Annotated in this window: 20 protein-coding genes and 2 tRNA genes; 2 read left to right on the forward strand and 20 right to left on the reverse strand. The window is 42.4% G+C overall.

The genetic code is table 11. The features are described 5' to 3' along the window. Positions 1 to 465: 465 nt before the first annotated feature. Positions 466 to 1,767: an ISL3 family transposase gene (locus RDW05_RS04435; RefSeq protein WP_307977988.1), complete on the forward strand. Its 1,302-nt coding sequence runs from the start codon at positions 466 to 468 to the stop codon at positions 1,765 to 1,767. 259 nt (positions 1,768 to 2,026) lie between these two features. On the opposite strand, the gene RDW05_RS04440 is transcribed toward RDW05_RS04435, so the two are convergent. From RDW05_RS04440 to RDW05_RS04480, 9 genes are all read right to left on the reverse strand, one after another. After that, positions 2,027 to 3,283 (reverse strand): lecithin retinol acyltransferase family protein, encoded by a 1,257-nt coding sequence (locus tag RDW05_RS04440; protein ID WP_307977989.1) that lies wholly within the window; start codon positions 3,281 to 3,283, stop codon positions 2,027 to 2,029. A gap of 18 nt (positions 3,284 to 3,301) precedes the next feature. Continuing rightward, positions 3,302 to 5,386: a hypothetical protein gene (locus RDW05_RS04445; RefSeq protein WP_307977990.1), complete on the reverse strand. Its 2,085-nt coding sequence runs from the start codon at positions 5,384 to 5,386 to the stop codon at positions 3,302 to 3,304. Between the two features lie 454 nt (positions 5,387 to 5,840). Next, positions 5,841 to 6,902, reverse strand: a complete 1,062-nt coding sequence (locus RDW05_RS04450; protein ID WP_307977991.1) for a ferredoxin — start codon at positions 6,900 to 6,902, stop codon at positions 5,841 to 5,843. Between the two features lie 16 nt (positions 6,903 to 6,918). Continuing rightward, on the reverse strand, positions 6,919 to 7,728 hold the full coding sequence (locus RDW05_RS04455) for a hypothetical protein (RefSeq protein ID WP_307977992.1): 810 nt from the start codon (positions 7,726 to 7,728) through the stop codon (positions 6,919 to 6,921). A 14-nt stretch (positions 7,729 to 7,742) separates the two neighbouring features. Next, complete coding sequence (locus RDW05_RS04460) at positions 7,743 to 9,098, reverse strand: hypothetical protein (protein ID WP_307977993.1); 1,356 nt, start codon at positions 9,096 to 9,098, stop codon at positions 7,743 to 7,745. Positions 9,099 to 9,550: 452 nt separating this feature from the next. Next, positions 9,551 to 10,534: a hypothetical protein gene (locus RDW05_RS04465; RefSeq protein WP_307977994.1), complete on the reverse strand. Its 984-nt coding sequence runs from the start codon at positions 10,532 to 10,534 to the stop codon at positions 9,551 to 9,553. A gap of 30 nt (positions 10,535 to 10,564) precedes the next feature. Further along, a complete protein-coding gene (locus RDW05_RS04470; protein ID WP_307977995.1) occupies positions 10,565 to 10,969 on the reverse strand; it encodes a hypothetical protein in 405 nt (134 codons plus the stop codon). Between the two features lie 52 nt (positions 10,970 to 11,021). Further along, positions 11,022 to 11,654, reverse strand: coding sequence for a zinc-ribbon domain-containing protein (locus tag RDW05_RS04475; protein WP_021720659.1), 633 nt, complete (start codon positions 11,652 to 11,654; stop codon positions 11,022 to 11,024). 41 nt (positions 11,655 to 11,695) lie between these two features. Further along, positions 11,696 to 11,914 carry a helix-turn-helix transcriptional regulator gene (locus RDW05_RS04480; RefSeq protein WP_307977996.1) on the reverse strand — a complete coding sequence of 73 codons (219 nt, stop codon included), beginning with the start codon at positions 11,912 to 11,914 and terminating at the stop codon, positions 11,696 to 11,698. Positions 11,915 to 12,185: 271 nt separating this feature from the next. Between RDW05_RS04480 and RDW05_RS04485 the strand changes: the two genes are divergently transcribed. Further along, positions 12,186 to 13,352: a hypothetical protein gene (locus tag RDW05_RS04485; RefSeq protein WP_307977997.1), complete on the forward strand. Its 1,167-nt coding sequence runs from the start codon at positions 12,186 to 12,188 to the stop codon at positions 13,350 to 13,352. Between the two features lie 59 nt (positions 13,353 to 13,411). Here RDW05_RS04485 and RDW05_RS04490 read toward each other — a convergent pair. The 11 genes from RDW05_RS04490 to RDW05_RS04540 form a co-directional block, all read right to left on the reverse strand. Further along, positions 13,412 to 13,503 (reverse strand) — tRNA-Ser (locus RDW05_RS04490). Positions 13,504 to 13,569: 66 nt separating this feature from the next. Next, positions 13,570 to 13,659, reverse strand: a tRNA-Ser gene (locus RDW05_RS04495). A gap of 69 nt (positions 13,660 to 13,728) precedes the next feature. Further along, a complete protein-coding gene (locus RDW05_RS04500; RefSeq protein WP_307977998.1) occupies positions 13,729 to 14,361 on the reverse strand; it encodes a cyclodeaminase/cyclohydrolase family protein in 633 nt (210 codons plus the stop codon). Further along, on the reverse strand, positions 14,361 to 14,771 hold the full coding sequence (locus RDW05_RS04505) for a pre-16S rRNA-processing nuclease YqgF (protein ID WP_307977999.1): 411 nt from the start codon (positions 14,769 to 14,771) through the stop codon (positions 14,361 to 14,363). Before RDW05_RS04505 ends, RDW05_RS04500 begins: the two co-directional genes overlap by 1 nt. Next, entirely contained in the window at positions 14,764 to 15,921 is a 1,158-nt protein-coding gene (locus RDW05_RS04510; protein ID WP_307978000.1) for a DUF3084 domain-containing protein, read from the reverse strand. Before RDW05_RS04510 ends, RDW05_RS04505 begins: the two co-directional genes overlap by 8 nt. Positions 15,922 to 15,955: 34 nt before the next feature. Then, positions 15,956 to 17,047, reverse strand: coding sequence for an LptF/LptG family permease (locus RDW05_RS04515; protein ID WP_298884359.1), 1,092 nt, complete (start codon positions 17,045 to 17,047; stop codon positions 15,956 to 15,958). A gap of 14 nt (positions 17,048 to 17,061) precedes the next feature. Next, complete coding sequence (gene lptB, locus RDW05_RS04520; RefSeq protein ID WP_307978001.1) at positions 17,062 to 17,781, reverse strand: LPS export ABC transporter ATP-binding protein; 720 nt, start codon at positions 17,779 to 17,781, stop codon at positions 17,062 to 17,064. An 18-nt stretch (positions 17,782 to 17,799) separates the two neighbouring features. After that, positions 17,800 to 18,570, reverse strand: coding sequence for an LptA/OstA family protein (locus tag RDW05_RS04525; protein ID WP_307978002.1), 771 nt, complete (start codon positions 18,568 to 18,570; stop codon positions 17,800 to 17,802). A gap of 1 nt (position 18,571) precedes the next feature. Further along, a complete protein-coding gene (gene lptC, locus RDW05_RS04530; RefSeq protein WP_298884368.1) occupies positions 18,572 to 19,126 on the reverse strand; it encodes an LPS export ABC transporter periplasmic protein LptC in 555 nt (184 codons plus the stop codon). Beyond that, positions 19,116 to 20,018 (reverse strand): lysophospholipid acyltransferase family protein, encoded by a 903-nt coding sequence (locus tag RDW05_RS04535; protein WP_210685021.1) that lies wholly within the window; start codon positions 20,016 to 20,018, stop codon positions 19,116 to 19,118. Before RDW05_RS04535 ends, lptC begins: the two co-directional genes overlap by 11 nt. Beyond that, entirely contained in the window at positions 20,018 to 20,563 is a 546-nt protein-coding gene (locus RDW05_RS04540) for a KdsC family phosphatase (RefSeq protein ID WP_374111010.1), read from the reverse strand. Before RDW05_RS04540 ends, RDW05_RS04535 begins: the two co-directional genes overlap by 1 nt. Positions 20,564 to 20,594: the final 31 nt, after the last annotated feature.

The following is a 20,594-nucleotide window of genomic DNA, read 5'->3' on the forward strand; positions in this document are numbered from 1 at the left end:
TCTCTCACCTTATATTATGCACTAAAAAGGTGTCTAGTGCGGTGCTTTAAATTTTATATATGTGGAATATATTTGACACGCACGCTGTAAACCTGCTATTATACCGCCTGCTTTTAGTATAAATTGAAATGAGAAACAATAATACTAGTATAAAATTTCTTCTTTGTGATATTTGCATTAGTCCATTACTTGTGGTTGGGTCGACCTAGTCCAATTTTTGTGCTCGATTAAGACCTGGTACATTTTGTGGTTTCGCTAGTACATTCTTGTGCTCAAGCTAGTCCAAATCTGTGGGTCAACCTAGTACAACTTTTGTGGTCGTAGGCCAAAATACCCTATTCAACAATAAGCAAAAATGGCTTGTACAGACTAAAATTTCTGTACAAGCCACATCTAAACAAATAAACCCTCCTTCGTTAAAATAGTAATTGCCTATATGACTAAGACGAAGGAGGATTTTTATCTATGCGTCAGTTTATCACAAATATGCTTAACATTCAAGAGGATAAGATTGAGGAACTACAAACCATTGCGCAGTCCGACGGCTCAATCATTATTAATCTTAAGCTAAAAGTTACCTCTAAGATCTGTCCGTTCTGTTCCGGACCTGTAAAAATTCATGGATACTACCCACGAACTCTCATACACTCTACACTGGTCAACCGTAAATGTAGCATTGTTTATCGCCAAAGAAGATTCCGTTGTCCCAAGTGTTCTTATTCTTTTAACGAACTTAATCCCTTTACTAAAGCCAATGACGGACTAACTCACGAAACCAAAATTAATATTTTGAAAGATTTAAAGCATCCCGAAGACACTTATACCAGTGTTGCTGAACGATACCATGTTTCCAAAGCTACTGTTCTAAGATTATTTGACAAACACGTAGATATTATGCGTAAGCCTTTACCAATGGTATTATCCATGGATGAGCACTATTTCCCTGAATCTGATATGGATTCTCTTTACTGCTGCCTGCTCATGAATTTTATCACGGGTGAAGTAATAGATGTACTTCCTACTCGCAGAAAGCATTACCTTATTGACTATTTTGCCTCTATCCGTGGAGATATACAGAATTACACTCTCAAACGCAGCGAACTCAATAACGTAAAGTATATATCTATGGATCTGTATGACAATTTTAGGGATGTTGCACAGATATGTTTCCCGGATGCCATTGTTTGTGCAGACAGCTTTCATGTAACCAAACATCTTACAGATGACTTTAATAAGATTAGGCTAAGATGGGCACGAAATACTGAAAACCATACCTATGAGTATCTTCTAAGAAAATTTAATTTTGTATTTAACCATACTACGGACTTAGATAATGAACCAAAATACAACAAAGCCTTAGGCCGTTATGTCAATTTAAGAGATATCCGAGACTTACTGTTTGCTCAATTTCCAGAGTTGGAAATTGCTTATAACTTAAAAGAATTGTATCTGAAATTTAATCAGAGTGGAGAATATTACAAAGCTTCCGGCAGTCTCGAAGAAAACTATGATATACTTAAGAACCGATTTGGTGACTTCGGAATACCTGAATACAATGAATTTTATGGCCTTCTAGTTAATTGGAAACAAGAAATACTAAACTCATTTACAACGATTAATGGCAGGCGCATAAATAACAGTTACATTGAATCGAAGAACAGAATTTTGAAGAAACTTATTATAAATGCCAACGGCTTTAGAAATTTTAAACGAACCCGTAACCGAATCCTTTATTGTCTCAACAAATACGATAAATTCACTCTTTAAAGACGAAAATGGCTGGAGCAATACGCTCCAGCCATTGAAACCCAATAACATGGACTAGGTCGACCACAAAATTTGTACTAGCACGACCCACATATTGTAATAGGTCTACCCACAACTACGGACTAGGTCGACCCACACTCATGTAACAGCCCAACCCCAAAATTTGGACCAATGCCGTGATATTTGAATAACAAAAAAGCTCCCGGATTTCTCCGAGAGCCGATTGGCATAGTTGGCGAAGTGAGTGTAAAAATTGAAGTTATTTATTTTTTACTTCATCCTGCTTGCCTTCGCTTAAAGCCAGCGGTTTCTGACCTGACAAAAGCGTTTGCTGTTTTTGCTGTATTTCCTTTAAGCTTGTCTCTCCACCTTGACTAAGCTCTAACGTCTGCTTCTGTACGCTCGCCAGCAGTTCCTTAGTCAGCATACCTGTTTGTTCTATAATGCTATTTTTACTTTTGATAAAGCCATCAATAACCTGTTGCTGACGTATCGCAATATTGTCCAACTGCTTCATGTAATACTCACCCTGCAATCTCATATCGTCTTCAATACGCTTTTGATACAGCTTATGCGCAGGCGAATCAATCTCATATTTTTCCAAGATTGCTAATAACGCTGGCAGTTTTTCCATATTGTACTCATCGTTATCTGCATTTACTTTATCTCCAAGCTCCTCATAAAATTTTTCAATGTCCTTAATAATTGGCATAGAACCTTTTTCTATAATGTCTATACGCTTTTCGGCAATTTCCGTTAACTTAGCTTGCATTCTGATAATCATCTCTGCTGTCGCAGCAAATCCCTTCACCTTTGCCTGCACAAGTGCTTCGTCACAATCGTGCTGCGCCTGCAAAAACTCCAGCTGCGCCTTATGCATAAGCTCCTGACGTTCGCGTTCCATAGTGGCTAATCTGATTTTTGTGTTCTGCTCAATCTCAGCTATCCTTACCTTATCGGGCTCATATACCGTTGAGCTTGTCGAGCGACTACCACCACTACTAGAACTGCCACCAAACAATCCTTTAAAAAATCCACCTACTGTTCCCCAAAATCCCATATCATCAACCCCCTTATTTTGCAATAACCGTTCTACCTGATGGCTTCTAAACCTGCCCAAGGTACAAACATTAGCAAAGTGCTCACAATTATTAAAAATTACATTATAATCGCCATCACCAATACAGCTACGTGCATAAGCAACTATCTGGTCCGGCGCATACAGGTCCTGAAATTCTTCATCAGTATATTCTTTTACCTCCAGCTCACCGCCTTTGAGGAAAAAATTTAAATCTGAACTGATAACACTGTTTTTCGATGAATCCATAATGCTATCATCATCTGTACCGGTAAAATGAATAACTTCATTATCTGAAACATAGATACCGTGATGCGTATAAATACCACCCATACGTTTTACACGTATATGGTCACCCATTACCGGATTCTTCTGCACCCAAATTTCTTCAGTAAATACTGCATCAGTTATCGGCAGCTGCGGAACAACGCTTTCCATAAACCATTACTTCCTTTGCTACTTAGCCAAATCCTTACGCATTTTGAAAATCAAAGAATTGTACGCCTTTTCACGCCTTGCCTTTTCTTCACTATATGCTTTAGCATCTGCAAGGTAAATATCATAATTCTTTTGTTTCAAAGCAGCAAACTCATCTAAGATGGTGTGTGATATTTTCTGTAAATCATTATTAGCAACAAACTTTAAAACTTCGTCAATTTGAATATCCAGCAAGCTATTTGCCCAATTCAAGATCCAGACTCTGTCTTCAGCATTCTTACAGTTGAAGATAATATCCTGCAGTTCTGACTGAAGCATCGCCACAAATTTGTAAAGACTGCTTTCTGTTTCAAACTTCTCCTGTAAATCGCCACCAACCTGAAAAGCAAATTTCTGATAAATTCCCTTGCGTTCTTCCTTGTAAAACTTATCAATCTGCTTTTTATAATCATCTAAAATATGAATAAGCTGTTCCGGGACAGATGTCTTCACTTCTTTATTCGTTGGCATGGAGCCTCGCAAGCCACGTTCAATAATCGGCTGCATTTTTAATTCAATCGCATATCTTAACTGTTGCCAATCCTGATACCAGGCAGACCATATTTCTTCTTCAATTCCATCATCTTCGCAGTCATGCTTCATATCTTCTTTATAGGTTGTTTTGAAAACTCTATAGCCTTCAGTCCAATTCTCCCAGATATTGATAGCATTCATGACGAAGGTGTGGTTTGCCTCAAAATATTCAATCTTGCGCAAAGCATTTTTGATGATTTTGGCAGTATTTTCCGCCAGGAAAGCAAAGCTTGCTCTCTTTTCCTGCTCCAGCTCGGCCAATTCACGAAGAGAATTTTCACCCTCATCAATTTCATCAATTCTGTATTCCAAAGCATCGGCCTGCTTCTTCACAGCCAAAAGCTTTGTTTTAACGCTGTTCATTCCCAAAGAAAAGTTTTTCTGAAAGAAGTGTTGTCTGTCGCACAGTAAGCTGTTTTCTGCTTCTGTAAGATTAGAATTAGCTTCATATTTTTTGGAAAGCTTAAGACTGATTAAATTGAAATCCTTGATTACTGAAGCCTTTTGTTCTTCGTAATAATCCACTTTTTCCATGAGTTCCCTGCACCACTGCTGCACAGCCTGATAATACCTGATGAGAGAAGCATCAATAGCCTTGATATCATACTTTGCCAGCAACGCTGTGTAATCAAAATCTGATGAAAGCAATGTGACTGTCTGCAACTGCTTAATTTGATTTTCCAGCTCCTGCAGCTGCTCTAATAATTGGGGTTTTTCAAAATACAGCTTTTTATAAAGCTCCGTAATTGCTTCATCATTAAAAATCGGCACTAATTCATTTTGAGTGAACAGGTCTAAAGTGAATTTAAGGCGTTCTTTTTCTGTGTAAACAGGATTTCCCGGTTTAACTTTTTCTTGATAATCCGAGTTCTTAATCAAATGATCAGAACACGGAAATAACGCTACACTATAATCTTCAATATGACTCGTAGCTCCACTATATCCCAAATTTTTTGCTCGTATACAACCATTGTATTCACAAGCCCAATAACCATTACCAAGCAATCTCCATTGATTATCACTATCTCTATGAAATGGTATCGTTGTATCTTCTACTGCTTGCCAAAGCTCATAACAAGTCGGTACTCTAAAGCCATCAACCCCAAACGAATAATTATTTATTATATTATCAAGATATTCATAAGATTTATAATATCCTCCATCTTTGTCGTGATAATTAAACGTATTTAAATTAGCCCAAAGCAAACCTGTATTTTTATCAAAAAGAATTTTGGGTTTATTTTTTATAAAATACCATCTCTGATTCTTGATGGCCTCAAGAATTTTTTCGACACCCGTACCCCCTAATTCCATTATCCCTGCATTTATAGCTGCTAATTTTCCATCTACTACTGCCAATTTGGCAGCGATTTCCTGTCTTTGCGCCGAGTACTGCGATTGCTCCAAATTTAATTCCTGTACTCTCTTGGCATTATTCTCATTTTCTATACCTTCACAAGCTGCTTCTATTGCACGAATTTTTTTCAACAACCCATCTCTTTGCGCTGTTAATGATGCTAAATTACTCATAAAATTTTCCCTCCTGATTTTTACTAAACTCTTTTACAGAATACATATTTCACGCCATTTTTATCAAGTTAAATCAAAAAAGCCAACCGCCAATATGCGTCTCCTTAAGAAGCCTGCTCCACGCAGGAACATTCTTCAGCAAAACTCATAGCCAACGATTGACTTTTACATAAACCTTCCAACTCATGGAAACCAGCCCCTTAATTTATATTAGCTGCATAAGGCTAAATCTGCTAAGCATTTTCGGTCAACTAATTTAATTATAACCTTTAATATTTTGTTCCGGCATAATTAGCGCCACCTTATTGCAACTGAGGTAAATTCCTACTACTTATTATAGCATATTATCAATATAATAAAAACGAGAAATACCGCACAAATTAACATAAGTGTATTTCGTGCGGCACTTCTTCTAACCCAACAACAAATTAATGCTTCTTAATCCTATCAAATTTTATTTCAGCAGTGCTGCTTTGGAATCTCCAACGCCGCTATTCAGCAGTGCTGCTTTGGAATCTCCAACTGCCTTACTCAGCAGGGCAACCTTTTTATCTATTTCCTTTTGGACACGCTCTTTGTAATCCTTTAAGGCCGCATCAATGGTATCGATAACCTGGGAATCGTAATCCACATAATTAATGGCATCCTTCAAATCTCCCATATATTCTTCACAAGCCTTATTTACATCTTTATAGCAATATTTCTCTTCATATTTATCGTTACCGAAGAAGCTAGTGCCTGCATATACTTCTGTATCATCTGTATCCATATAATCCCTATAATCACTACGGGAAGTATAATTGCAGCCATTAAACTCTCTCATTACATCACTGCAGCCACGGTCTTCAAACTCTTTGAGCCTTACATTGAGCATATACACAAGCACAGAATCCTTCTCATTAGCACTGCCGCCGGGGAAAACCTCAAATTCTTTAAAGTCTGCCGGCAGCTTAATTCCGCCTGCAGCTGCCGCTCCGGCAAATTCCTGCAGCACATCTGCATATTGCTTGTTAATCTGTCCCCAGAAGCCACTTTCATCAAAGGTATAAAACTTTCTCAGCTTATCTTCCTTGTATTGCACAAAAACCTCAAGAATGAATTTCTTATACTGCGAATAGCAGATACGATCAAATTCATTTTCCGCAGCACTCATAGCTCTGCTTTCGCTGGAATAATCATAACGATATTCTCCCTGCGGATAGGAGCAGGTCATACGGTAATCCTGTGCGTGCATCTCAACATCTTTTCTGGTAACATTCGGAACAGTAATCTTGGCTAAAGCGTTTTGCAGCTTTTCCGGCAGCTTGCTTAAGTCTGTGCCTGCGCCTCCCGCTATGCTCAAAGCTTGTACAGGGCAACCGGCAACAATTTCTTCAGCCTTAGCTAAAAAATCATCACTAAAATAGCCACCATTGGCAGGCACAGCCTTGCCTTCAGCATCTTCCTGTAAAAGTTCTGTTTCTAATAAGCAGTTGCCACAAGCAATGCATTTGTCACTAACCACAAACTTTTTCATATCGATTCCTCCAAATCTATAAATTTTTTATATCCTGCATACACTGACTGCCAATCGCCAATGCTTCCGTTGTTTCTTGCGTAACCTTTCCTTCGTCCGTAAGTACAGGAGCATCAATTATTTTTTTCAGTGTAACCGCCAGATTTATACAGCTGCAAAAGGCCTTGCGGTCGTTTTCTGTATAAGCAGCTCTGTCCCTGCCCTTAGCAGCAATCAGTTCATCTGAATAGCTGATAGCTTGCATAAACAACCTATTTAACCTTGGCAATAAATCAGACACCTTATTGCAAGAAGCTATCACACCATCTAAAACAGCAGCTAAATTTTCAGCCTGACTATAGACAACACGCGAACTGCGCAGCTGCGCGCCAGCCATTTGCAGCTCTCTTTCAGAGTCATCAATAAAAGCATTGCCTAAGCCAAATACGCCGAAGCCCTTTAAGATACTGACAGCAATTTCTTTATCAGTCATTGGTCTTACCGCCGTCTGTGCCACTGCATTGATAATCTGTATCTCTTTAGGGCTAAAGCTTTGCTGATTTAAAACTGCCAGCATCTTGTCATCACGAAAGTCAATTTTCATGAGCTTGCCATACACAGCAACAAAATTCTGCATTGAAGTAATCAATATCGAACGCTTACGGTTGGAAAGCTTCTTCATAGCATTATCTGCTGCCTGCTGCTTTACTTCCACCAGCCTGTGAGCTTCTTGCTCCATCGCAAAAGCTTTAGCATAACGCTTTCTCGTCCTGCTATCTATCTGCATTGATTTTTCTGCGCCATAAAGGCCGCTGCCCAAAACTGCCCCAAGTACCAGTCCGATCATATCATCTGCCCCCTTCATAATGTCAGCACTGCATCTTTATCGTCAAAAAAACTATTAAACTCCTCCAGTGACTGAAAAGCACATTTTTGGTTAAACACCGCCAAAATATCATTCAAGCCCTGGGTGATTGCTTTATCATCTACTGCATAAACTCCCTGCATAACAAGCTCAAAGCCACCGTCAAAGGCCGCTGTCATATATGCAGCTTTTGCTTTATTGTATTCATCAATCCGCTGCTTTTGCTGCGCCAGACTTTGCAGTGCAGTATTAATAATATGCTTAAATTCCGCCTGACGTTTTTTATCTAGCCTACGTTCCATCTGGTATTTAGTAACCGCCCTGGTAATTTCCCCCACAACCAGGGAAGTAACCACTGCCGCCACCGGTCCGCCCAAGGCAAAAGCCATATTAGCTGCCAATACACCGGCAGTACCGCAAACAATTTGCGCAGAGCATTCTTCGCCGCTGATATTGCCATCTAAATAGTTCGCCACAATGCCACCTATTTCTACAGCCATCGTCAGCTGCATAATCGGCAAATTTTTTCCTGCCAGCTTAGCAAAATCCTTTGCCCCGGCCTTTTTCGCTACTGCGACAACACCATCCTGTACTACCGAAATACCGGCAGCACTGCCAAAGCTCCTTACAGTATCCTTTCCGACATTTTTTACAGCCTGCTTAATGTCATGTTCACCTTTCACCACGCCCACAAGGTTGGTCAAGCCGGAAACTGTTGCAGTTACAAAGGCTGCTTCACTGCCGGCAGCAGTTGCCTTCTTGACCGATGGCGCAACTGCATCCAGCTTAGAACTGATAACTTTGCTGTTTTTTATTTCATTAACCGTATTTTCTATTTTATACTTAGTCGCCTGTGTCCGTATATGCGCCTCTGCCTTCACTTCTTCTTTCAGCATATTAACGCTCGTCACAGCATCCGGGCAGTCAACAGCTTTTTTATTTGTCTTGAAGATTTTCTTGCCAAATAAAGTCTCTGATACATCATTAATCTGCGCAGCGCCTGCTTCAGTATATTTTTTTGCTATATACTCGTGGTTATTCAGCGCACCCTTGGACTTGTTCAGCGAAGCATTGGTATTAGCAAGGTTTGCATCAGCATTAGCCATTGTTCTTATCTGCTCCGGCGTCAAATCACGACCATAACGCCTGATTTGCTCATCTAACGGAACAATGTGGTCAACGTTTGATTGCTTTTCATTAATATGCTTATTAGCATCATAAAAAATTCTCTTACCCGTATATTCGTCAGTTATACTTTTTTTATTGCCAAAGGATCTGTTTTTATAGCTGTCAGCCGCATTATTGCGTCTGTTAATGTCATCTACCTGACTACGCTTTATCTTATCACTCATACGCCACCTCCAAAATTTATTAAGAAATAGATATTGCCGCTGCTATTAGTTCACTCATCGTAATCCTCAGCTTCTTGGCAACCTATTCCTGTATCAAACTCTTCAATTGCCTGCAAGTAAGGCATCTTAGTGCCTATTTTCTTATATCTCGGTGCAAATAATTAGCATTAGCTCCCTTTCCCACTATATTATCGCACATTATCAATTTCATATCTTTGCACAATTTTTTCACAATTTTACATATAGTTTAATTTCTTGCGCTTTACCTATTAAGCTTGGCAAGGTGCTTACGTAATTTATATTTCCGCCATGATTTTGATAATAAGTTATGGTGCATTTTTTTCAAACTCACGTCAAATCACCCATTTGCCATATGAGCATGAATATATTTAAAGTTCAACATATTAAATAAATTTTTAGCAGGACTGCAAAACGCAGCCCTGCCTGTTACCTTATAGCTGTAAATAATCAATCAATACCAAACCAGCGTTATACCCGGCCAGCGAAGCAGTTGTCCTGTCCATAGGATGCCACGAACCATCATCAGCCTGATATTGAACAAGATAGCCTTTACCAGTAAGCAGACCTACAATACATTGCTGTCGACTTTGCTGCCCAGTGCTGCTTGTTACAATCATGTCATATTGCACAATCGTTTGACCATTATTGCGCGACAAAATTTTTGTACTGCGACAATCAACATAACGATGTGCTCCCTGTCGTTGGAATACTTCCGGTATATATTTATCGCCATTCAAAAACGCTTGCGGATGAAATAAATTATACTTCGGTCCACTGCTATTCACACTGCTATTCACATTGCTATTTGCATTGTTATTGTTGTATGTAGTTGCTTTACTATTATTCTCTTCCTGCTGCATGTTTAAAATGCCTTGCACATTATATTTATAGGCACCTGTATTGATGAGCAGATTGCCTTTACCATTATCTAATTCTAACTGAGTCCAATGTAAATTAAAGTCCTTGTATTTACTCTCTAAGAAATATTGGCACTCTACTGTCAAAACTTGCTTAGAATTCAATTTGAAGCCTTTTAAATCATTACGATCGCCAAAAGTAATAACATTAAATTTTTTAGGCGTTAGCAAGTCATTGCCAATTCTCAGGTTAACAGAAAGCTTATCAAGGTCTATTGTTTCATTTTTGCTCATATTAGTAAAAGCTATCGTTACACTATAAACCCAATCATCAAGCTTGCGTCGTTCAAGCACGGCAAAGCCTAGCTTGCTATCGCCAATTTGTTGAACTCGATAAGAAGCGCCACTGCAATCTAAATAAGCGGCTCCCTTATGAAATTCACCATCATTAGCCATGCCATACCAGTTTAAATCGTGCTGCAAAACAGCATTTTGGAATTCTACCTTTTCAAAGGCTTCCATTTCCATTAGTCCACTATTGCCAGAATATTTTTCCATATTAGAGCAGACTCTTTTAAGATAAACATTTTAAGCCTGCAGATAATTCTTCACGCTTTTAGCGTAATTAGCTATTTGGTAGCGTTTGATGGCTTTCTCTCCATCCTTTTTAGAAGGACCATTATCCTTGCTTTCCATCATTTTCTTGTTGAAATCCCTAACGCTCTCATTGGCCTTCGCTTCATCATATTTTTCATCACTCAGCTTGGCGATATTCTTTTCATTTTCTTCAATTAAACTCTTAATCTGCTTGAGCATTTTTTGTTTATCAATATTGCGATTTTCCAGCATGGCCTGAGCCTGCTCTGTTTCCATCTCAGCAACCTTCGTACTGTTGTTAAGATACATGGAATGTATTTTTTGCTCTTCTGACTTACCACAACCGGTAAGCACCACTGTTAAGATAAGCATTGCATAAAAAAACAGCTTTTTCACACTATGACCTCCCTATATAACTTTTCCAATTAAATGTTTTATAAAAAAAGTACTATTGCAAAGGATCTGCTCCGTAGCGATTATCACCTACCGTACCAGGCGCAAACAGTAAATACAACTCAAAAAAGCCATTGAGAAGTGGCACAAAGGTTAATAATACTAATAAGCCATCTTTGTCCAAATCGTGCAAGCGACGAACCGATATAGCACTATTTATCCAAACCAAAAGAGTAAAAGCTATTAAGCCTATGAAGCAAGCCAGATAATCAATTGCTTCCATATAGTAATCATCTACAAACTCGTCGATGATGCAGGCGATAATAAAAAACACCAAACAACTACTCATGCTCTTGAGGAAATAATCCAATCTATTGATGCGTCCCTCAAAACTCAAAAACTGCTCTTTAAAAATTTCTTTATTCAATGCAGGTTTACGTTCGGGATTATTACCAAAAAGTCTGCTGAAGATTTCTTTAAAATCCTTGGGATTATCATTGCTATGAGCTTTTCCCAACTGAAAACCACATTTTGTGCAAAATTTGACACCAATAGGATAAGTTGTACCGCACTTAGGGCAAATAACATTTGTCGGCTCAATCTTTGGTAACTGATCTGTCCCGCACACCGGACAAAACCTTCCCTGGTCGTCAATTTCGGCTCCACACTTAATACAATACTTTGACATAATATCTGCCTCCCTCTAATATTTTTTATTGCCGCTGCTTCTTACTCTCTCTCCTGCATAAGCCGCATCGGATCAACCCCCAGGGCCTGCGCCAACAAAAATATAGACTCCATATTAAACGGACCCTTACCACATTCGATATCCGAGACGCGCGCCCTTGACATTTGGGCTTTCTCCGCCAGTTCGCTCTGCGTCATACTCAATGCTCTGCGATAATACATAATATTCAAGCCAATAGTTTTATATTTTTCTTCAAACAAAACGCATCACTTCTTATCTCTTCCCTTCTATTATGCAGTAAAAAGATGGCTCTTGCGGTGCTTTAGATTTTATATATATGGAATATATTTGACATAAAATCCGCAAGCTTACTTGACCACCGCCTGCTTTTAGTATAAGATGAAGCCAGAAACAATAACACCATGATAAAATTTCTTTTTTGTAATATTATAATGACGAAAAAGCAGATGCCGACAAAGTGTCAGCATCTGCTAGCAAAGTAAGCTTTTATATTTTTGCGAGGTGATATCCATGACGACTATGCAACGCGCCTTTCCAGCGCCAGTGATTCCCAAATTCTTCACCAATAATATCTGCGGCAATTATCAGATTCGCCGCTTTTTTAACGGTCAGGACGACTTTATCTGCGCCCAAGGCCCCTTGCATACGCAAACCATCGCTTCACAAAGCGAGAAAGACGCATCAGCCCCTTCCCTGGCCATTGCCTTCGCCAATATTGACGAAAACGATAAAAAGCAGGTGCTTGCCTTCTGCAATGCCTATGGCCTGCCCTATTCTTCGCAGCGCTGCCTTGAGAAACGTGCACACCTTGATGACGAAAATCATTCTGTGCTCGTCAACGATTTCAGCTTTATCGACACTACCCTTTTTATAGGAGATATCCTTGCAGAAAAAGACTATGCCACCAATGACGCCGAAGTTACCCTGAATTATACCCTGTTCGAGGTAGACGAAATGGATATTATGAGCCTGCGTCTTTTTGCCCGCTGCGTCAAAATCGTCCGTAGCCTGCTTATTGTCCAAAGCTATCTCTTCCGACACGAGGGGACGCAGGCAGGCGTTATCTATGCACTTGCCTACCTGCTGCATTACAGCGCGCGTGGCATTCACTACCTGCTGCCGCGCATCGAAGCACCTACTCTCAGGACCGCAGAATACTTTGCTACACGCAAGCGCATTTCGCACACGCAGCTGCTCAAGAATATCCGTAAAACAGATGCTGACTACGCCTGCCAGCTGCAAAACTTTCTCGCAATTGTAGACAAGCATATGCTGCACACGCTTGATGATTATGACATGGACCTGCTGACGAAGAAACAGCTTACTGCTATAATTCTCGCTGAAGATGTTCCAGGCATAAGCCTTGACCACGCTTTTGCCAGACGCGTCCTGCTCGACATCATCAACGATAATATCTATACCGCCAGACCGCAAATGGACCTGGCGCAAGAAAAATTTACCAGTCTTTGGCAATGCAGCTATCTTATGCAGGCAATTTATCTTGATTTGTATCAGCTGCTGCTCAATCCAGGCGAATACCACCGCTGTGCCAATCCAGAATGCAGCAATTATTTTCTCATCAGTGGTAAGCGGGCGGATAAACGCTACTGCTGCAATCGCTGTGCTTCCAAAATGGGCAAGCAAGGCAAAACATATAGACCGCATAAGGAAAAATGAGAAACAAATTTAAGACACAAAAAAGCTCTCGGATTTCTCCGAGAGCCGATTGCCATAGTTGGCGGAGTGGGTGGGATTCGAACCCACGCACGGGGTAAACCGTCTAACGATTTAGCAAACCGTCCTCTTCAGCCAGCTTGAGTACCACTCCATTAGACTACTTGTTTATTATAACAGATTCTTATCTAAATTGCAAGACCCTATTATAATTTTTTAATGGCGGAAAGGGTGGGATTCGAACCCACGGAGGAGTTGCCCCCTCGCTAGTTTTCAAGACTAGAGCCTTCAACCACTCGGCCACCTTTCCATCAGAATTTTATTATACTTTAAAAACACGCTTACGTCAAGTACTTCTACCGCACCAAGCAATAAAGCCTTATTGCAACGCTTTATCCGTTACTGCAAGCAAACGAGTTTCCAACGCTTCGGCATCTGCCAAAAGCTGGACCAGTTCTGCTGCAACCTGCGCATTCCATTCCTCGTCCTTAGTCAGTCCCAGGTTGATACGCACATTGTACTCCGCACAGCGCAGCGCTGCACGCGCCAGCAGGCCGCTGCAAGCACCATCTGTAATAACGCCAGGGTTTCCTGCCACTACAAGCCTGTCCGCAAGCTGCAATACAGCAAAGGAGCTGCGGGCAATGTTCAGCGGTACGGTTGCCGCCTGCTTTGCAGCAGCGCGGATTGCCGCTGTACGTGCTGCCTTTTCTTCGTCGGTAGTCTTGGGCAGCTTATAGCAGCTCATAAAGCTGTTGAAAACAGCTGCATCCTCATCTACCAGCTCCAAAAGACGCATACGCTCTGCCTCTGCCTGCTGCAGCAGCTCTTTAATCTCCGGCTCGCGGTCAGCGAACTTTTCCTTGCCAATTGTCAGATTAGCAACCATGGAAGCAAGTGCTGCCGCCAATGCGCCGGCCATAGCAGCGCCGCCGCCACCGCCAGGGGCGGGCGCGGCGCTTGCAAGCTCAGTTAAAAATTCGTTACAACTTAAATCGCCAAGCTTATTCATTAATCCATTTCCTCGTTTTTCTTTAACCATCTGCGTACCTGCACAACAGCAGCATATGCATCAAGCGGCTCCGGCGGCACCAAAAGACCTAACGGCACCAGCCTGCGCCAGCCCTTAGGAGGATTTTCCTGCCAATACAGGCTACGAGCTTCCTCCGTACTGTACGCTTCACCGACAAGCTCCGGTAGCAAATCCGGATAAAGCTCACGCAAAACTGCGCCTATAGCCTTATTATTTGTGCCGTTGCCCATAATAATTCCCTGCAGCTTAGCTGAACCGACAAACCGTTGCAGCTCTGCAGCAAGATTATCCGTCATAGCGATATGCAAAGCCAGGATTTTGCCATCAGCGGCAACTAATGCCAAGCCTGTTTTGCTGCGCCCCGGATCTACGCCAAGATAACTACTCATTGACAGGAATCACCTCCAGCCTTACCCTTACAGGTCCGGCTGTAGTAATATCGCCTTTAGCATAAGCACGCAGAATAAAGCTGCCTCTGGTGCGACGCATTGAATTAGCTGCTTCAATCATAGTAGCAGCATCCATACTGCCAACCTTACCCGTCATCGGATCAGGCAGCACACCGGCCTTTACCGCATTATGGTTAATCTGCGTCAAGAATTCCATAAGCACGCTTTCATAGCTCGGGCCGTTATTACCAAGATTATACTGCTCACTGAAAATCAAGGTTCCGTCAGGATAAATGAACTGATTATCTACCATTTCAATATCGCATACTGCCAGCTCGCCAACTATGATATTGGCAACGGCACGGATACGGAACAGCATATTACCCTTGCTTTTATCCAGCCTTGCTACAGCATTATCGACAACATTTTTGCCAATCCAGATAGCCTGCAGAGGCTTTTGCTCATCGTGGATAACACCCAAGCGCTGCAATGCTGCTTCATTTGCATTTTGCAACAGCCAGTTCATCTGAATCATGTTTTCCTCATGCTTCAGACCACCGCGCATAATACCGGCAAAGACAACCTCACCGGCGCGGTAATATACCTGGCCTTCACGCATATTGATGATACCCTTACGCAAAGCCTCGGTGGTTTTTTCCAGCTCGTCAATTTCATTCGTCAGCTGCAGCTTGGAATGTGTAAGAGAATTTACCTCATTCTGTGCCTGGCTGTACATGTCATTAACCTGGGCCAGCTTGATTTCCATCGCATCATTTTCGGCAACTGCTTCTTTGATTTTAGCATCAAGCTCACTGATTTTTTTATTCTGCTCATCAACCTTGCCTTTGGCCTGCTCAAGTGCAGCATTCGTATCTGCCTTTTCTTTGTTTAAAAGCAGCAGCTCCTGCTGAATTTTTTCCATGCCAAACAAGGCTGTACGCGCACTCTGTGATGCTATTGCCATAACACTGATAGTCAGAACAGCAATAATGGTACCGCCGAGTACTGTAAGTAATATTGACGTATGCTTTGGACGCAGGCCAAATACCGACATTCTCTTCTTGCCTATTTTACTGCCCATTTTATCGGCAAGATAGGCAATCAGGCCACCTACAACGGCCATAATGATAATTAATCTTATACCTACCAAGTACTCACCTCCATGACTCACTCATCTAAATTATTTAGGCATTTTTCTTTTTCATCAGATAAAGACCTGCGCCTAAGCAAAGAATATTAGGCAGCATACAGGCCAGCAGCGGCGGCATTGCACCACCCTTGCCCAATCCGGTAGTAAAGGTCATTACTGCGTAATAGATAAATATTACGATAATACTGATGCCAAGGCCAATAGAAGAGCTGGTACGCTGCTTTTGAGTACCAAGGCAGGCGCCAATCATAGCAAAGAAGAAGCTTGCCAGCGGAATATTAATTCTCATAAATATTTCACACCATTGACGTGCAGCCGAGGAATGCTGGGATTCCAGCATACTGATGTATTCGCGTAATTCGCGGATAGTCATTTCCTCAGGCTCCTTTTGCTCCCAGGAAATCTGCTTCGGCGAGAAATTCAAAGGAATAATCTGTTCCTTGAATTTGGCACTGCTTTGTACGCCGTCCTTATCGTCCAACGCAAACACGTTGCCATCTACAATACGCCAGCTCCCATTTTCCCAGTAGCCTTCCTTAGCAGTCTGAATGCGGGAAATCTTGCCCTTATTGAACTCTTCAATAGTGATATCGGTCATCTTGCCAAGCTTTTCATCAAATCTGTTAGCGTATGTTACACGCTGGGTATCACCGCTGATAGTTTTGATAATAATATGGTCCTGCGTTGTCGGACGCGTATTATGGCGTATTTCCTCGTTAAGGATCCGTGACGCCGTCGCCTTCGACGTAGGCACTACCTTTTCTGCCCAAATTACAGAGAACATGCTGACAATAAAACCTACCACCAGCACAGGTGCAACAATACGGTAGTAGCTGATACCACCGGCCTTCATTGCCGTAATCTCACTGGAACCGGAAAGCTTGCCAAAGGCCATCAGCGCCGCCAACAGCATAGACATCGGGAAGGTGTAGTTGATGATCTCCGGCAGATTATACATAAATAAACGTGCTACAGTCTCCAGCGGAGCACCGTATTTAGTCATGTATTGCGTAATTTTAAACAGCATCGTGCTGGCAATAAAAATACTGGAGAAAGCAGCGATGCCGAAAACGAAGGGGTATAAAAGCTCCTTCAGTACATAACGGTCTAATAATCGTAAGCGCACTTTTCTTCCTCCTGTTACATGCTAAAGTTATCGCCAAGATAATATTTACGCGCAACGGGGTCATTAGCGATTGTTTCGCTGTCACCGTGCAGTAAAATATGACCTTCAGCCAAAATATAGGCCTTATCAACGATGCTCAGTGTTTCACGGACGTTATGGTCTGTAATCAGCACACCGATGCCGCGCTGTGCCAAATGCGCAATCATGCCCTGGATATCTGCTACGGCAATGGGGTCAATGCCGGCAAACGGTTCGTCCAGCAGAATGAAGGCCGGGTCGGTAGCCAGCGCACGAGCAATCTCTACGCGGCGACGTTCACCGCCGGAAAGCGCCTTGCCTTCACTCTTGCGTACATGATTCAGACGGAACTCATCCAGCAGAGCGTTCATCTTCGCTTCTCGCTCGGATGCATTCAAATTAGTTGTTTCCAGAATCGCCATGATGTTATCTTCTACCGTCATTTTGCTGAAAATAGAAGCCTCCTGCGGCAGATAGCCGATACCTGCACGCGCTCTTTGATACATAGGCATTGCGGAAATATCCTTGCCGTCGAGCATCACGGTACCTGCATCAGGCTTTTCGATGCCGACAATCATATAGAAGGTTGTCGTCTTGCCGGCGCCGTTAGGTCCCAAAAGGCCTACTACACTGCCCTGCTCTACACTGATGCTTACTCCGTCAACAACGTGACGGGTATTATAAATTTTTACCAGATTATCTGTTGTTATAACCAAAACTTTGCCCTCCGCTTCTTAGGCTAAAGCTTTATCATCTGCGCTCTGCTTTTCCTTGCCAGGCAGCGCAGGCTGTTTTTCCGGAATATAGATAATATCTACATTACCATCAGCAATAGCCACGTTAGTGTTGGTCAGGCGCAGCTTGTCGCCGGCAACGCTGTTGCCATTCTGGGTTGCTTTGGCATTGCCGACAAGCTCTACGTAACCGCTGTTATCAGTTTTGTAGACAGCGCTGTCAGCAGAAGCTGTCAGGCTACGCGCATCGCTACGGATATCAACACCGCCATAAGCATTGGCAACACCCTGTGCCATATTGTAATCAATTCTTGCCGCATTCAACACACTGCCGTCGCTGTCGGTAAGACGCGCCCAGCCGCCGATAGTTTCAGCAAATTGACGTGCCTTGTAGTAATCAACTCTGTCAGAGCTCAGGCTTTTGCCTGCTTTGGTGATCATAGCGCCGCCTACGGCAGACAGGTCATTTTCATTGTGCACGATAAACTCATTGCACACAATATGTGCATCATCGCGGTCAGCAATAACGTTGCCGGTAAGCACACCGCTCTTGCTTTTGCTGTTGAATTTGGCGTAATCGGCAGTAGCTCTGCCGCCATCCTGCATCAATACAACATTTCCTTTTGCCACAGCTTCACCGCTGCCCAGATCGTATTCCAGCTCATCAGCCTTAACGCTGAAGTTTCCCTGAGCAGCAAAAGCAGTTGCTGTCATACCTGCAGCCAGCATAGCTGCCGCCAGTGTCAGCAGTAATCTATTTTTATTAGCCATCTTATTCGCCGCCTTTCTCAACTTTAGCATTGCCCTTAAGCTTAATATGCTTAAAAGCACTGGTAGTTACAGCACTATCCGCAGTTGCGGTATAGTCATCCTTATGCATTTTAAAATGTCCTGTTGCCGTAATAAGCTCTTTCTCCTGATTCCAGCTTATTTTATCGGCATAAAGCTCGCCGCCGGTATTCAGTACAGCCTTAATATTACCCTCCAGGAAAAAGTCATTGCTCTTCATGCCGGCACTGCCTTTATCGGCAGAAATATCGATAAAGCTGCCGTCCGCACGATAAACTTTGCCTTTGATGCCCTTCAGATAGGCTGTGTTTTTAGCCTTATCGTTAACAACCTCTTCTACTGTAAACTCCCACAGCTTTTTGCCATCCTTTTCCCTTTTAACCATACTGTTTTTTAAGGAAGCATTAATCTGCGCTGTAACACCATCACCCGGTTTTACAGTTATAGGTTTATCGCCGCTCAGCATCAGCCAGGCAATAATTGCACCGGCAATTACAATGCCTGCCAATACTGACAGAATTACTTTCTTATTTTTCATCTGGCTGCTTTTCCTCCTCCGGTGGGGTGTATGGTGTATTCCAGCGATGCTGGAACCACAACCAGTTATCAGGATATTCCTTGATGATTTTTTCAACTTCCTGAGTCATTTTCAGGGTAACATTATAATCATCCAGCTTTTGGTCGCCGGTGAATTCATAATGGATAGGGTCGCGTACAATCGCTTTATGGCCATAGCCGTCAGGCTTACGTACTATAAAAATCGGCACAATGGGTGCTTTGAATTTACGGGAAAAATATGCCGGTCCGTTAGGCGTTGATGCCATCTTGCCCAAAAAAGGAACGAAAATGCCATCATAACCGCCATCCTGGTCAGCTATCAGTCCCAGCATGCGTCCTTTCTTCATAGCTCGCGCACAGCCGAGGATTTCACTTGTACCGCGTGAAAAGATTTCCTGGCCAACGCCCTTGCGCAGCTCATTCATAAAATCACTATACACACGATTGGGCTGCGGTTTTTCTACTGCACTCAGCGGGAAGCCGTTCAGCGCCAGCGCCGCGCCCAGCCATTCCCAGTTATCCATATGACAGGCCAGCATAACAACGCCATGCTTCTCCTTGAGCGCATCCCACAGAACCTCCGGACGGTCAAAGGTTACCAGACCGCGGATATTGTCCTTGTTCAGCGCCGGCATATACATAATTTCCATAAAGGTTATGCCAAGCTTTACAAACAGCGATTTGATTGTAGCCTCGGCCTGCTCCTGACTATAGCCTAAACGCTCGCGGATAGTTTCCTCAGCACGCACACGCTGCTTCTTGGCAATTTTATGATAGAGGTGGCCCATACCCTTACCAATAACCACAACTGCCTTATAGGGCAGCCAGGAAATTACGGTACTCATAGTTTTTAATAAATAATAAAGCCACATTATTGTCTATCTCCTTGTCCGGAATTAATGTAGGAATCAATAACAGAATCCAACTTTCCCTGTGCATCTAACAGCAGATCAACAGCCTCTCTTACAGCACCTTTACCGCCATCATTAATCAATACAAAGTCACACATATCAATTACTGCATCAGCAGCATCGGCCGGAGCAAAGGACAATCCGCAAATATTCATAGGTGCAAGGTCATTGAGGTCATCACCTACATAAGCAATTTCCTCTAAATCAAGTTTGTAGGAATCAGCTATTTTTTCTAACGCCGCTGCCTTATCACGCACACCCTCCAGTACGCAGGTAATGCCCAATTCCGCAGCCCTTCTGCGTACAATCTCGCTTTTACGCCCGGTGATGATGCAAACATCTATGCCGTTGCGCATAGCATAGCTTATGCCCATGCCATCCTTAGCATTAAAGCCCTTGAACAGCTCACCGTCATTGCCCATGTAAATTGTGCCATCAGTCAGCACGCCATCTACATCAAGAGCCAGCATACGAATCCCTTGTGCTGCATCAGCAAACTCTTCCATGAACTCATCGAATTCACAGAAATCATCATCC

This window comes from uncultured Phascolarctobacterium sp., from assembly GCF_902463975.1.
Taxonomy (GTDB): domain Bacteria; phylum Bacillota; class Negativicutes; order Acidaminococcales; family Acidaminococcaceae; genus Phascolarctobacterium_A.

Coding starts and splice junctions, on each gene's coding strand:
- RDW05_RS04435 (WP_307977988.1), top strand. CDS start 466: ATGCGTCAGTTTATCACAAATATGCTTAACATTCAAGAGGATAAGATT.
- RDW05_RS04440 (WP_307977989.1), bottom strand. CDS start 3,283: ATGGAAAGCGTTGTTCCGCAGCTGCCGATAACTGATGCAGTATTTACT.
- RDW05_RS04445 (WP_307977990.1), bottom strand. CDS start 5,386: ATGAGTAATTTAGCATCATTAACAGCGCAAAGAGATGGGTTGTTGAAA.
- RDW05_RS04450 (WP_307977991.1), bottom strand. CDS start 6,902: ATGAAAAAGTTTGTGGTTAGTGACAAATGCATTGCTTGTGGCAACTGC.
- RDW05_RS04455 (WP_307977992.1), bottom strand. CDS start 7,728: ATGATCGGACTGGTACTTGGGGCAGTTTTGGGCAGCGGCCTTTATGGC.
- RDW05_RS04460 (WP_307977993.1), bottom strand. CDS start 9,098: ATGAGTGATAAGATAAAGCGTAGTCAGGTAGATGACATTAACAGACGC.
- RDW05_RS04465 (WP_307977994.1), bottom strand. CDS start 10,534: ATGGAAAAATATTCTGGCAATAGTGGACTAATGGAAATGGAAGCCTTT.
- RDW05_RS04475 (WP_021720659.1), bottom strand. CDS start 11,654: ATGTCAAAGTATTGTATTAAGTGTGGAGCCGAAATTGACGACCAGGGA.
- RDW05_RS04485 (WP_307977997.1), top strand. CDS start 12,186: ATGACGACTATGCAACGCGCCTTTCCAGCGCCAGTGATTCCCAAATTC.
- RDW05_RS04500 (WP_307977998.1), bottom strand. CDS start 14,361: ATGAATAAGCTTGGCGATTTAAGTTGTAACGAATTTTTAACTGAGCTT.
- RDW05_RS04505 (WP_307977999.1), bottom strand. CDS start 14,771: ATGAGTAGTTATCTTGGCGTAGATCCGGGGCGCAGCAAAACAGGCTTG.
- RDW05_RS04525 (WP_307978002.1), bottom strand. CDS start 18,570: ATGGCTAATAAAAATAGATTACTGCTGACACTGGCGGCAGCTATGCTG.
- lptC (WP_298884368.1), bottom strand. CDS start 19,126: ATGAAAAATAAGAAAGTAATTCTGTCAGTATTGGCAGGCATTGTAATT.
- RDW05_RS04535 (WP_210685021.1), bottom strand. CDS start 20,018: ATGTGGCTTTATTATTTATTAAAAACTATGAGTACCGTAATTTCCTGG.
- RDW05_RS04540 (WP_374111010.1), bottom strand. CDS start 20,563: ATGGAAGAGTTTGCTGATGCAGCACAAGGGATTCGTATGCTGGCTCTT.